Here is a 13,990-nt window from a genome sequence, read left to right on the forward strand (position 1 = left end):
TCCCGTCAGCCCTTCTCGGGCACGTTGAGCGCGGCCTTCAGCAGGAAGCCGCCGCCCGGCTCGTCGAAGCGCACGTAGGCCATGCGCTTGCGGCGGTTCACGCTCCCGACGGAGCGCTCATGCCCCACGAGCGGGCCGCGCGTCACCGTGAGCTCGCCGCCCTCGATGACGCCCTCGCTCGCGCGCAGGACGCCCTCGGCGTCGAGCGCCGAGGCGAGCCATGCCTGGACGTTCGGGGAAAGGGCGTGCGCGCCCCTGCGGCCGCCCGCCAGCGCCACGGGGAACGACAGCCTGCCGAGCGCCCGCGAGAGCGCCCGCGCGTCGCGCGCGGCGACGAAGAAGTACCCGCGGAAGACGGGGTCGACCACCAGCCGCCACGTGCCCCGCTTACGCAGGAACTTCTCGTAGCGCGGGGCGACGCACCCCTCGGCAACCTCCGGCGAAAGCACGCTTGCGCACTTGGCGGCCATGGCCTCCTCGTGCCCCTCGCGCACGCGCACCGCGTACCACCTGAGCGCACCCGGCGATGCGGCATGCGGCTCCCCCGGCGATGCCGCCAATGGGAGGCCTGTCTGCCCCGCAGGCTGGGCGCTCAACTCGCACACGCTCGCATCCTCCTCGCGGCCGCGCGTCGCCGCATGCCGCGCGAGGCGGCGTTGAAGCCCGCCTCCGGGCCGGTGAGGTAAAGTAGACTTTTTGCTTCGGGAGGGTTATCCTGAACGGGTTTTGAGAAAGGGCAGGTCAAGCGTCTCCGCGCGGAGCGCCTCCAAGCCGGTTTAGGGGGTAGGCAAAAAGTCTACCTTTTGACGAGCCGAAATCCGCCCTTGAGCTAAGTGACGCGATTTTCGCACCCAACGCCAGCGGGCATACGAGCGCCGATGCGAGCGTTCGGCCTGATATCGACGTAAGGTTGCGGGCGCCTCGTGCGCAGCCGCATGCGCATTCTGCTTGCGGCCAGATCCTTCGACTTCGCGCCCTTCGGGCGCTCCGCTCAGGATGACACAGGGTGGGCACGTGACGCACATGTTCCACTCAGGACACGGGTGTGATGCAAACGAACTGCGGGGCTTCGCTCAGGATGACACGGGAAGAGGGTCCTGGCGCACATGTTCCACTCAGGACGCGGGTGTGATGCAAACGCCCTGTGGGTGCTCCGCTCAGTGACATAGATGAAAGGCGGACCACCTGCGCAGCTAGATCCTTCGACTCACTTCGCTCGCGCAGGATGACAGGAGAGCTATGCTCTTGTGACGCAATGTAAGCCCAAGGCCATGGGCGGGGGTGCCTATGTCCACCTGGCCATAGAGCGTAGAGGGGCCATCGGGCGATACCTCGTTGGACGCGTCAGGACAGCCGAGAAGCCGGCAATCCGAAGAGAAGCCGAGGGCATCTGGGGCTCGACCGCTCTCAGGCAGTGAGCGTGGCGAGCGGCAGCACGTAGACGCCATCCTCTCGCGCGTAGGCGTAGCTGCCCAGCCCCTCGATCACGGCAAGGAACGCGGGTTCCTCGCCGCCGCCTTCGACCACCTTCCTCCGAAGGGCCTTGAGGTTCTTTGTACCCTCTTCCACCTTGCTGTGGCCCAGCTTCACTTCCATGCCGGCCCAGCTTCCGTCGGCCGCTTCGACGACGACATCCACCTCCAGGCCCGCAGAGTCCCTGTAGTAGTAGACCTCCGCCTCGATGGCCTGCGCGTACACCAGGATGTCGCGCACGCACATGCACTCGAACACGAAGCCGAACAGGTTCAGATCCCTCATAAGAGCCTTCGCTGACGTCTTGAGGATGGCGACGGGGATGGAGGGGTCGACGAAATGGTACTTGGGACGCTTGTTTATCCGAGCGCCCGAGCGGATGTTCGGCGACCACGAGCCGATCTCCTCCAAGACGAAGATCCTCGACAGGGCGTGGAGGTAGTCAGTGACCGTCTCAGGCGAGAGGCTCTTCTCCGTCGCCGTCTCAGTCATGTCGCCGATGACGGTCTTGTTCTTCGTCGCCTGCTCCATGTTGCGGGCGAGGGAGTGGAGCAGCCTGGACACCTTCTCCGGGTCTCGGCCGATCCCGTCCACTCGGGACATGTCCTGCTCGCATATCTCGCGGACGTAGCTTCGGGCGACGCGCTGGGCCCTGGTGGATGGCCTGCCCACAGTGGCGGGCCATCCGCCCCTGCAGGCGAGTTCGAGCAGATCGGACAAGCCAAGCTCGGGTGCCTTCGCAGACGGGACGGTCCCCTCGAAAAGGGCCGCGAGGGAGACTTCGCCCGTGGAGTCCCCAGACTCGGCCAGGGACATGGGCCTCATCCTGAGCTTCTCGATGCGGCCGACGCCCGTGTGCATTGGCTCGCTGCCGTCCGCCTTGCTCCTGGGGATCGACGATCCGGTCAGGATGAAGGAGTCGCGCTTCCCCGATCGGTCCACAGCGTTGCGCACCCCGTCCCAAAGCTGCGGGGCCTCCTGCCATTCGTCGATCAGCCTAGGGCTGTCGCCCTGAAGCGCTGTAGACGGGTCCAGAAGCGCGATCTCCCTGTTCTGGAAGCCGCCGGCGGGGTCCATGAGGTTCATCTCGCTGTTGGCGAACGCCTGCCCGACCCACGTTTTCCCGCAGTACTTTGCGCCCTCTATGCACACGGCTCCGAAATCCTCAAGCCCTTCGGCAATTCTGCCCTCTATGATCCTGGGAAGGTATCCATCGTTGAGCAAGGAACCGTAACCTGCACCAAAGTCGCTCATCGCTGCCTCCCCGTACGCCGCCATTCGATGTTCTGCAATGATTTTAACCGATGTTTTGCAAAGGTTTCAACCGATGTTTTGCAACCTCGGTTGATTGTCGGTTGATTGCCATCTTTAGTGCGCAAAGACAGGGTTGCACTTGCCCCGACAATCGACCCGAACGAAATCCCCAACGAAGAGCTTTTCTCCTGATTGCCTGCAGTCCACAAGACGGCCAAAGCACACAGCCTGCAAACCTATGCTCCAGCTGTTATACTACGCTTATCGTCGGGGTCGTTTCGGACGTAAGCCCAAGGGAGCCGCAATGGCTAGCACGAGGCACCCGACAGATTCTTCTTCCACGCGATCCACGCTGCTTCGCCTTCGGCAGAATAACCGGCAGCGCAACATCTGCAATTCCTGCCGCTGGAAAGCGGCGCACGTCCGCCCACGCGGCGCGCTTCTTCCCTACTCCTCGACCTTGCGGGGGGATTCTGAGAACTCGGCTACGTCGACCGAGATGGAGTGCTTGATGGGCTTCCAGGTGGCCTTCTTCACCAGCGCCACGAGGGCGATGGGGATGTAGGTGAGCTGGAACAGGGGGAACGTGAACAGGTTGCGGATCTTCTTCGCGCGCGACATGCGGATGGCGTCCCACTCGACGAAGGTGGTGAGCACGCCGAACACGAACATGAACACGATGTAGTTGAACAGGCAGAAGAAGATCGAGGAGATGGAGCTCGCCACCGCGATGCCCACCGACATGGCGCCCGAGAGCGCCAGGATGACGATGGCCGCGTTGAACACCACCGAAATCACCGTGAGCAGCATGCCCGGCGCGATGGTGATGAGCATGTCGTAGCACGCGAAGCGGTACCCCTTGGGGTTTTTCGCGATGCCGCGCACCAGGCCGCCCGCGTAGTGGAAGAACACCTGGTAGAAGCCTTTCGCCCAGCGGAAGCGCTGGTTCCACGAGTCGCGGAAGGTGATGGGCTGCTCGTCGTAGAGGATGGCCGTGGGGCAGTACGAGATGCGCACGCCGTCGATGACCGAGGACACCGAGAACTCGATGTCCTCGGTGAGCAGGTGCCACTTCCAGCCGCCCGCGCGCTTCAGGATGTCGGCCGCGATGAAGAACCCCGTGCCGGAGACCGCGCACGAGGTGTTCAGCGTGAGGCGCGCCTGGTTCAGGAACTTCGCCTCGCGCAGAAACCACAGGCCGTAGCCGCCCGAGATCCAGTTCGAGCCGAAGTTCTTGGAGTTGCGGTAGCTCGTGGACGCCTGCGCGCCTGAGTCGAACGTGGCGTTCATCTCGCGGAAGTAGTTCGCATCGAGCACGTTGTCGGCGTCGAACACGAAGTACGCCTCGTGCCCCGCGTCGGGGAACTGCTCCCAGATGCTCTTCAGGCCGAAGTCGAGCGCGTAGCCCTTCCCCACCTGCTCCTGGTTGAAGCGCTCGAACACGTGCGCGCCGGCCGCGCGGGCGCGCTGCGCCGTGTCGTCGGTGCAGTTGTCGGCGATGATGAAGACGTCGATGAGCTCAGCGGGGTAGTTCTGCGCGCGGATGGACCCGATCAGATCGGCGATGACGGCGCTCTCGTTGCGCGCGGCGATCAGCACGGCGAACTTGTGGTTGCGCTTGGCCTCGTGCGCCGGCGCGCGGCGCGTGAGCACCACGAGCACGTAGAGCAGCTGGTAGGTGTACATGATGGTGAACGTGATGAAGACGCAGCCGTTGAACACGTCGACGAACGACAACGCCGCCATAGACTCCGCGAACCATTCAAACACCTGCACGCGCTCCTTCAACGGGACGCGCACAGCGTCCGACTCCGCCCTCGCGGGCCCCAAGCACCTTATGCAAACTTTTTGCAAACTTTAGAAAGTATAGCGACAGCGACCTCCCCTGCCCAGCGATTGGGGGTGAAAGTGACGCTTTTGTACGCATTCGGACACAAGGCGCGCACAATTCTTAACGCTCGAGGTGGCTGGGCGGGAGGTGCGGGGGCGGCTGGGAGCGCGAGCGGCGCGCGGGGCGAGCGGCGCGCGGGGCGCTTAGCCCTCCGAGCTTGAGGGCAGACGCTTCGAGGAGTCGGGCAGGAGGCTGCGCGCCGTCAAGGAGGTGAGGATGCCCACGCCGTGGGCGAACGTGCGCAGCAGAAACCCGCGCAGCTCCGCGTCGAGCCCCACGCCGTGGCGCGCCATGGTGGCGATGTTCTTCGGCAGGTTCTCCTGGAACTCCGACCAGGTGGACGCCTCCGTGCTCACGAGCAGCTCGTACACCGTGTCGATGAACAGCTCGCGCTTGTCCGCGTCCACGCTGTGCAGCCACTCGTCGAGCGAGCGGTCGAACGTCGCGGAGCCGCGCGTGAGCTTCTCGGCGTAGGCGAAGTCGACCCCCTCGACCATCCACGTGAACGGCGAGTGCGACAGAAACGGCGGCGCGTCGGACGCCACGATGGCGTAGTTCCCCCGCCGCTCGAGCATGAGTCCGAACACCGACGAGGAGGGCACCGTCTTGTGCAGCTTGCCCAGGAAGCCCGGCGCGGTCGCGCGCGGCGAGGGATCGTCGAAGAACGACGGGCCGTCGTGGTCGTACACCGCGCAGATGCGCTCGAACAGGGCGTCGTCGCAGGTGAGCGCCGCGTACTGCGCGAGGTTGCCGCCCTTGGAGTGCCCGCCGAGCAAAAGCGGGCCCGCCATGGCCGACCCGACGCCCGAGAGGTACTGCAAGGCCGCCGCCTGCGAGGGGATGACGTCCTTGAACGTGAGGTTGAAGTCCTCCTTCCAGCCCGCCAGCGTGCCGTCGGTGCCGCGGAAGGCCAGGTAGGCCGCGTCCTCACCGCCCACCGCGCGCGGGAGCAGGAAGGCGGCGGCCGAGAACTGCTTCTCGATGGCGCGCGCGTACTCGTTGACGAAGAACTTCACGCGCACGTCGCGCAGCCGGCGGCTCGCCATGACGGCTCGCACGAAGCGCCGCGTGAGCTCGGCGTCCTCCAGCCAGCTCGCCGCCGTGAGCGCGTCGTGCGGGGTGAGCGCCACCACGTCGTGCAGCAGCACCTCGCGCGCCGACTGCCGCTCCACCACGCCCGCCGCGTCGAAGTTGAAGTACACGAGCGACGAGAGCACGAGGGAGTCGACCGGCGTGAGCGCCAGCTCGGCGAAGGTGCGCTGCTCGCGCTCGAGGTAGTCGACGATGGTTTCCATGCCCTGTATTGTAGCGCGCCACGCTGCCGCGGGCGATCTGGGGCGGCTGCTTCACGCAAAGCACGTGCGGCGGGGGGAAGGGGGCGGGGGGCGGATGCGCGCTGCGCGCCGGGGGCGTGGTGAGCGGATGCGCGCTGCGCGCTGGGGGCGCTCCATGTCTGGGGCCAGATCCTTCGACTCCGCGCCCTGCGGGCGCTCCGCTCAGGATGACACAAGGGGGTGGGGTGGCGGGCGGACACCTTTGGGCGGCGTGGTATGATGGACGATACCTGTTTTCCGTGGCTGAGGAGGAATGAGGCGCGTGCTGACCGTTGACGACCTTGTCTGGCACTGCCCCGCCCGCACGTTCCAGCGCGCGCGGCAGATCGCTGCCCACGAGAAGAACATCCTCACCAAGCAGGTGCGCTACGGCGCAGGCGAGACCACGCTGACCGCCTTCGTCGCCGCCTCGAGCGGCTGGGCCGACCGCTACCGCGTCTCCGTCGACGTCGACGAGGACATAGGCGAGGTCCTCGACTACTCGTGCACCTGCCCGGCGTTCCTCAAGTACGACGGCATGTGCAAGCACGCCGTGGCGCTCGCGCTCTCCTACATCGACAACCCGCAGGGCTTCCTCGGCTACAAGCGCTCGCGCACGCCCGAGACGAGCCCGTCCGTGGCCGCGTTCATGCGCCGCGCCGAGCGCCTCGCCGCCGAGAGCGAGCTCGCCGGCTCGGTGGGCATCGACGTCACGCTCGTCTATGGGTACGAGAGCTGGGCGGCGCGCTTCAAGGTGCGCGGGCCCCGGGGCAGCTACGTCATGAAGTCCGTCAGCTCGTTCGTCGAGGCCGTGCGCGAGCGCGAACACGTCACCTACGGCAAAAAGCTCGCCTTCACGCACGCGCCGAGCGCCTTCGACGAACAGGGGCAGGCCCTCGTGCGCTTCCTCGAGCGCGCCGTCGCCCAGCGCGAGCTCACCTCCGACGCCGCGCGCTGGCGCAGCTTCGCCGCCCCATACGTCGGGCGCGACCTCGACCTCTCGGACGGCGAGGTGATCGACCTCATCGACCTTTTGGGCCACGACCCCATCGCGCTCGAGTGCACCGACGGCACCTTCAGGCGCACCTCGCACGCGGACGTGGTCGACGCCGACCCGCGCATCCCTCTGCGCATCACGCGCCACGAGGGCGGCTACGTCATCATGCGCGACGAGGACGTGGCCTTCGCCGCCGAAGGCGCGCGCATGTACGTGCTGCAGGACGGGATGCTCTTCCGCTGCTCGCCCGCCTTCGCGCGCTGCGCCGACTTCCTGCGCAGCGTCTACCGCTCCGCCGACGACCAGCTGTTCGTGGCGACCGAGGATATGCCGCTGTTCTGCGCCACCGTGCTGCCCACGCTCGAGGAGACGCTCGCCGTCGACGCGCCCGCCGAGCTCGAGCTTTTGAAGCCCGTGCCCGCGCGCCTTGCGTTCTACTTCGACTACCAGAAGAAGACCGACCTGATCGAGGTGGACGCGCAGGTGCGCTACGGCGAGCGCGCGTTCTACCTGGCGAAGTCGCCGAGCACCTGCGCCGGCGAGCGCGCGGTGGAGGAGGCCGAACGCGCAGCCGGGCGCGCAGCTGGGAGCAAGGCCCGCGGCGCGGGGGGCGCAGCGGGCGGCGCGCTGGCCGCTGGCAGCGCCTCACCCGCCAGCGCCAACGGCGTCGCAGCCGCTGCCACCGCCAGTGGCACCGCGCCCGCGCCCGCCAGCACCACCAGCACCGTGCCCGCCAGCACCAGCAGCGCCGCCGGCGACCCAAACATCCCCCTCCCCGCCCTCGCGCCCCTGCGCGACGAGGTGCTCGAGGGGCGCGCCGTGCGCCTCGTCCAGGCGTTCTTCGACGCCGACAACACGCTTCCGCTCGCGGACGACCGCGCCGCGGGCGCGCTTCTGTTCGGCGGCCTCGCGCAGTTCCGAGAGCTCGGCGAGGTTTACACCACGCCCGCCTTCGACCGGCTCCTCTCCGACAAAAAGCCGCGCGTGAGCATGGGACTCTCCATCGCCGGCAACCTCATCAACCTCGACGTGTCGGCCACCGACCTCGACGCCGGCGAGCTCGCCGCGCTGCTGGCGAGCTATCGCCGCCGCAAGCGGTTCCACCGCCTGCGCAGCGGGGCGTTCCTCGACATGCGCGACCACGACCTGAGCGAGCTCGAGCGCCTCGTGGACGACCTCGGCATCAGCGCCTCAGAGCTGGCGGGCGGGCACGTGGAGCTGCCCACCTACCGCGCGTTCTACCTCGACCGCGAGTTCTCCGAGGCGCGCCGCAACGCGTCGTTCGAAAGCTACGTGGAGCGCCTCCGCGCCATTGACCAGGCCGCCTACGCCGTGCCGGACGCGCTCGCGGGCACGCTGCGCCCCTACCAGCGCGAGGGCTTCCGCTGGCTGAGCGCGCTGGCCGACCTGGGGTTCGGCGGCATCCTGGCCGACGAGATGGGGCTCGGCAAGTCGGTGCAGCTCATCAGCTTCCTGCTCGCGCGCGCCACGGAGGCGCGCGCGACGGGTCCCTCGCTCATCGTGTGCCCGGCCTCGCTCGTGTACAACTGGCTCGCCGAGTTCGCCGCCTTCGCGCCGGGACTCTCCGTGCGCGCGGTGGAGGGGCCGCGCCGCGAGCGGGCGGCGATCCGCGCCGAGCGCGGCGTCGACGTGTTCGTGACCTCGTACGACCTCGCGCGCATCGACGTGCGCGAGCTCGAGCAGGCCGAGCTCTTCTGCTGCGTGCTCGACGAGGCCCAGTACATCAAGAACCACGCCACGCTCACCACGCGCGCCGTCAAGCGCCTGCGCGCCCGCCACCGCTTCGCGCTCACCGGCACGCCCATGGAGAACCGCCTCTCGGAGATCTGGTCGATCTTCGACTTCCTCATGCCGGGCTTTTTAGGCTCCTACGCGCGCTTCCGCGAGCGCTTCGAGCTCGGCATCCTCGGCGGCGACGAGGACCTCGCGCGGCGCCTGCAGTCGCTCGCGGGGCCGTTCATCCTGCGCCGGCGCAAGGACCAGGTGCTGCCCGACCTGCCCGACAAGCTCGAGACCGTGGTGTACGTGCCGCTCGAGCGCGAGCAGCGCCGCCTCTACGACGCCGCTGAGCAGCAGCTGCGCCAGGAGCTCAACGTGCAGAAGAAGGCGACGCAGGCGCGCGGCAAAGACCCCGTGCCCGAGAAGTCGCGCGTGGAGGTGCTCGCCGAGCTCATGCGGCTGCGCCAGATCGCGCTCGACCCGGCGCTTCTGTTCGAGAACTACCGCGGCGGGGCGGCGAAGATGCCGGCGATTGTGGACCTGGTTGAGCAGGCGCGCGACGCCGGCGCGAAATCGCTCGTGTTCTCCCAGTTCACCAGCTACCTCGAGCTGATCGCCGCCGAGCTTGAGGCGCGCGGGGTGCCCTGCTTCCGCATCACGGGCGCCACGCCGAAGAAGCGGCGCGTCGAGCTGGTGGACGCCTTCAACGCCGATGACACGCCGGCGTTCCTCATCTCGCTCAAGGCGGGCGGCACGGGCCTCAACCTCACGGGCGCCTCGGTGGTCATCCACGCCGACCCGTGGTGGAACGCCGCGGCCACCGACCAGGCCACCGACCGCGCGCACCGCATCGGCCAGAAGAGCGTGGTGAGCGTGTACAAGGTGATCGCGAAGGGCACCGTCGAGGAGCGCATCCTCGCGCTGCAGCAGGCGAAGGTGGAGCTCGCCGAGAGCGTCATCGGCGGGGCCGCAGCGAGCGCCTCGGGGCTCGCGAGCCTCACCCGCGAGGAGCTGCTCGACCTGCTGCAAGGATAAGGGGCCTCGGGCGCGGGCGCGGGCGTCGGAAAGCAGCGGGGCGCCAGGCGCGGCAGGTCGCTTCGCTACCCCATCCAGGCAGCCACGATGGGCGCCCACCCCATCACGAGGATGATCGCCACGAGCACGGGCGCACCGAAGCGCATCCAGGGCCTGAGCCATGCGGGGAAGCGCAGGCCGCGCCCCGCGTTCGCCTCGGCGACGAACGCCTCCCAGCCCCAGCCGCGCCGGCTCACGCAGAACGCCACGAACACGAGCGAGCCCAGGGGCATGATGTTGCTCGAGACGAGGAAGTCCTCGACGGCCTGGACGTCGCCGATGCCGGGGACGACCGCGCCTGCAAGCACGTTGAACCCGAGCGCGCACGGCAGCGAGAGCAGCGGGATGGCCGCCAGGTTCACCGCCACGGCGCGCCGGCGCGTCCAGCCGAACTGGTCCATGCAAAAGCTCAGGATGTTCTCGAACACGCCGATGACGGTGGAGAGCGCCGCGAAGCTCATGAACACGAAGAACAGCGTCCCCCAGAGCTGCCCCATCCACATCTGCTCGAACACCGCCGGCAGCGTGATGAACACGAGCCCCGGGCCGGAGTCGGGCGCCACGCCGAACGCGAAGCACGCGGGGAAGATGATGAGGCCCGTGGCCAGCGCCACCACCGTGTCGAGCGCGCCGATGGTGGCCGCCTCGCCCAGAAGCGTGCGGTCGCGCCCGATGTAGCTGCCGAAGATGGCCATGCCGCCCATGCCCACCGACAGCGTGAAGAACGCCTGGCCCATGGCCGCGTAGGCCGCCTCGAAGAACGTGGGGGCGTCGGCGAAGATCTTGCCGAAGTCGGGCGCGAGGTAGAACGCGATGCCCGCCTCGGCGCCCGGCAGCGTGACCGCGCGCGCCACGAGCACGCCCATGATGCCCAGAAGCGCGAGCATCATCACCTTCGTGACGCGCTCCACGCCCTTCTGCAGGCCCATCGAGCACACGAGGAAGGCAACGGCGCACACCGCGAGCATCCACGTGACGAGCTCGGCGGGGTTGGCGAGCAGCGCGTCGAAGGCGGCCGCCGTGTCGGCTGCCGTGGCGCCCGCGAGCTCGCCGGAGGCCATCTTCGGGACGTAGGCGAGCATCCAGCCGGCCACCGTGGTGTAGAACATCACGAGCAGGTAGTTGCCCGCGATGCCCACCCACTTGAACGCGTGCCAGCGCGAGCCGGCAGGCTCGAGCGCGTTGAAGGCGCCGGCGATGCTCTTGTGGCTCGCGCGTCCCACGGCGAACTCCATGCACATGATGGGCAGGCCCAGGATCACGAGGAACACAAGGTACAAAAGCACGAACGCCGCGCCGCCGTACTCGCCCGTGACGTAGGGGAAGCGCCAGACGTTTCCCAGCCCGATGGCGCACCCCGCGCTGATGAGGATGAACCCCAGGCGCGAGGCGAACTTCTCTCGCTCCACGTGCCTCACCTGCCTTTCCTTTTAACGCGCGGCCGCGCAGACGAGGGGACCCGCGCTGCATCGCGCCGCCCGTCCCGCGCCGCCGCGCTTTCCGCCGCCCTGGCCGCCTTGGCTTGGGTTGACATTGTACTCGATGAAGCTGAGGTGAGATGCTACCATGAGGCGGTATTCTTCCGACCCTCAATCCACAGAGGCAGGCTGCCCATGAACGATCAGGCCATCGCGCGCCGCCGCGAGGTCGACGACCTCCTCACCGGCACGTTCAACTCCATCCTCCGCGTGGAGGAGCGCGCGCTCGAGAACCGCCTGACCCAGGGGCTCACCATCACCGAGATCCACACCATCGAGGCCGTGGGGTATTGCGACCAAAACCCCATGAACGTGGTGGCCGCGCGCCTCGACGTGACGCTCGCGACGCTCACCACCGCCGTGAACCGCCTGGTGGAGAAGGGGTTCGTCGTACGCACGCGCGACGAGGCCGACCGCCGGCGCGTGCTCGTCTCGCTCACCAAGCGCGGCCGGCAGGTGTACCGCGCGCACCACCTCTTCCACAAGCACCTCATCGAGGAGGCCCTCGAGGACTTGAGTGAGGAGGAGGAGGCCGTGCTCTGCGACGCGCTGAGGAAGGTGAAGGGATTCTTCGACCGTCAGGCCCACGCGGGGTAGATTCGCTTACGCGGGGCTGCGGACGGCAGCCGCGGGGACGCATGTGGCGCGGGCCTCGCGGCCGAGCCGGAAGCGACCCGCCTACGCGCGGCGGCTGCGTCCCTTCGCGAGCGCGAGGTCGAGCTTGCCGGTGAGCGGCTCGGCGGCCTTGAGCACCACCGCCACGCGCTGGCCGAGCCGGAAAACGGCGCCGGTCTCAGAGCCCGTGAGCGTGTAGCGCACCGGGTCGAACGCGAAGTACTCGTCCCCGAGCGCGCGCACGGGCAGGAGCCCCTCGGCCGTGCACTCGAGGCGCACGAAGAGCCCGTAGCTCGCCACGCCCGACACCACGCCCGGAAACGCCGTGCCCACGAACTGCTGGAGGTACTCCACCATCTTGAGCTCCTGCGACTCGCGCGCGGCCGCGTCGGCGATGCGCTCCATGTCGGAGGCGTGCTCGCATATCCACGGCAGCGCGTTCACCTCCTGGTCGAACTTCTCGGGGCGGCGCGTGAGGCTCGCGCGCAGCATGCGGTGCACCACGAGGTCGGGGTAGCGGCGGATGGGGCTCGTGAAGTGGCAGTACGCCGCGCTCGCCAGGCCGTAGTGGCCGGCGTTCTCGGGCCGGTAGAGCGCGCGCTTCATCGAGCGCAGCAGAAGCGACGAGACGAGCTCGCCCTCGGCGCGACCCGAGGCGGCGGCGAGGATCGCCTGGATCGCGTGCGGGTCGCCGGTGACCAGGCGCTGCGCCAGGCCCTCGTCGAACCAGGGGAACTCCTGGAACACCGGGACCAGGCCGCCGAGCGCGTCGGGCGCGGGCTGCTCGTGCACGCGGAAGGCGCACGGCCACCGATGTCCCGCCAGATGTGCCGCCACCGTCTCGTTGGCCAGGATCATGGCCTCCTCGACGAGCATCGTCGCGGCGTTCTTCACGCGCAGCTCCACCGAAAGCGGCGTGCCGTCCTCGGAGAGGCGCACCTTGGCCTCAGTGGTCGCGAAGTCGATGCCGCCGGCCCGCTCGCGCGCGTCGGCCCGCAATCGCGCGATGCGGGCGCAAGCGCGCAGGCGCCACACCAGGTCAGGGGACGCGGAGGGTGCGGCGGGCGCGCCTTCCGCGTCCACGGGCGCGCTCCCCGAGCCTTCCGTATCTGCGTGCGCGTCCACCGCGCCCCCCGAGCCTTCCGCAGCCGCGGCCTCCGAGCCTTCCGCGTCTGTGGGCGTGTCCGCCGCGCCGCCCTCGAGCAGCGCGAGCGCCTCGTCGTAGGACAGGCGCGCGTTCGAGCGGATGAGCGAGGGGTAGGCCTCGAAGCTCACGAGCCGGGCCTCGTCGTCCAGGTAGAGGTCGACCGTCATCGCGCGGCGGTCCTCGCCGGGGCGCAGCGAGCACAGATCGTCCGAGAGCTCGGGCGGCAGCATCGGGATCACGCGGTCGACCAAGTACACGCTCGTGGCGCGCCGCCGCGCGTCGAGGTCGATGCTCGAGTTCCACGGCACGTAGTGCGACACGTCCGCGATGTGCACGCCCAGACGCCAGCGCGCCCCGCCCGCCTGGGCACCTCCGCCCGCCGCACCGCCCGCCGCAAGCGCGCCCGCATCCGTCGTGCCGCCAGCCGCCGACTCCCCCGCCGCGAGCGCGTCCGCCGCCGCTTCCCCGCCCGCGCCCACCGGCTCGAGCGACAGCGCGTCGTCGAAGTCGCGCGCGTCAGCGGGGTCGATGGTGAACACGAAGCGCTCGCGCAGGTCGCGGTAGCCCGCCGCGAGCGCGCCCGCCGCGTCCACCTGCGCGGCGCGCGCCTCCTCAAGCGCGCCGGGGCTGAACGTCGTCTCCAGCTTGTGGCGCGCCACGATGACGTCGACGCCCATGCTCGGCGCGTCGGCGCGCCCGAGCACCTCCTCCACCACGCCCGTGGCGGCGGTGCGGCGCGTGGGGAACTGCGTGATGCGCACGCGCACGAGCGAGCCGTCCTCGATGCCGGGATAGTCGGAGCGCATGGTGAAGACGTCGTAGGGGATGCGCACGTCAACGGGCACCACCACGCCGAAGGACTCGGCCACCTCGTAGCGGCCCACCACGGTGTCGTGCGCGCGGTCGACCACGCGCACCACGCGCGCCGCCGGCTTGTCGCCCTCGCCCCCGCGCGCCGCGCCGGCGCCCGCGCCACCCGCGCCGCGCCCGCCGCGCCTCGAGGCGCCC

General features: G+C 68.9%; 8 protein-coding genes. 2 read left to right on the forward strand and 6 right to left on the reverse strand.

Annotated features, from left to right (window positions below):
* Positions 1 to 5: 5 nt before the first annotated feature.
* The 4 genes from G7Y50_RS11495 to G7Y50_RS11510 form a co-directional block, all read right to left on the reverse strand.
* Complete coding sequence (locus G7Y50_RS11495) at positions 6 to 605, reverse strand: hypothetical protein (RefSeq protein ID WP_165057089.1); 600 nt, start codon at positions 603 to 605, stop codon at positions 6 to 8.
* A gap of 802 nt (positions 606 to 1,407) precedes the next feature.
* A complete protein-coding gene (locus G7Y50_RS11500; RefSeq protein ID WP_165056723.1) occupies positions 1,408 to 2,727 on the reverse strand; it encodes an ATP-binding protein in 1,320 nt (439 codons plus the stop codon).
* A 447-nt stretch (positions 2,728 to 3,174) separates the two neighbouring features.
* Entirely contained in the window at positions 3,175 to 4,503 is a 1,329-nt protein-coding gene (locus G7Y50_RS11505; RefSeq protein WP_241159521.1) for a glycosyltransferase family 2 protein, read from the reverse strand.
* A 258-nt stretch (positions 4,504 to 4,761) separates the two neighbouring features.
* Positions 4,762 to 5,913 (reverse strand): Mbeg1-like protein, encoded by a 1,152-nt coding sequence (locus G7Y50_RS11510; RefSeq protein WP_165056724.1) that lies wholly within the window; start codon positions 5,911 to 5,913, stop codon positions 4,762 to 4,764.
* 301 nt (positions 5,914 to 6,214) lie between these two features.
* Between G7Y50_RS11510 and G7Y50_RS11515 the strand changes: the two genes are divergently transcribed.
* Positions 6,215 to 9,703 carry a DEAD/DEAH box helicase gene (locus tag G7Y50_RS11515; RefSeq protein ID WP_165056725.1) on the forward strand — a complete coding sequence of 1,163 codons (3,489 nt, stop codon included), beginning with the start codon at positions 6,215 to 6,217 and terminating at the stop codon, positions 9,701 to 9,703.
* 65 nt (positions 9,704 to 9,768) lie between these two features.
* On the opposite strand, the gene G7Y50_RS11520 is transcribed toward G7Y50_RS11515, so the two are convergent.
* Positions 9,769 to 11,160, reverse strand: coding sequence for a sodium-dependent transporter (locus tag G7Y50_RS11520; RefSeq protein ID WP_165056726.1), 1,392 nt, complete (start codon positions 11,158 to 11,160; stop codon positions 9,769 to 9,771).
* 195 nt (positions 11,161 to 11,355) lie between these two features.
* Here G7Y50_RS11520 and G7Y50_RS11525 point away from each other — a divergent pair, with 195 nt between their 5' ends.
* Positions 11,356 to 11,817 carry a MarR family winged helix-turn-helix transcriptional regulator gene (locus tag G7Y50_RS11525; protein ID WP_165056727.1) on the forward strand — a complete coding sequence of 154 codons (462 nt, stop codon included), beginning with the start codon at positions 11,356 to 11,358 and terminating at the stop codon, positions 11,815 to 11,817.
* Between the two features lie 81 nt (positions 11,818 to 11,898).
* On the opposite strand, the gene G7Y50_RS11530 is transcribed toward G7Y50_RS11525, so the two are convergent.
* Positions 11,899 to 13,990: ribonuclease R family protein (locus G7Y50_RS11530; RefSeq protein ID WP_165057091.1), on the reverse strand; the 2,092-nt coding region annotated here is incomplete at its 5' end.

It is taken from the genome of Adlercreutzia sp. ZJ176 (assembly GCF_011038975.1).
Taxonomy (GTDB): Bacteria; Actinomycetota; Coriobacteriia; order Coriobacteriales; family Eggerthellaceae; genus CAAEEV01.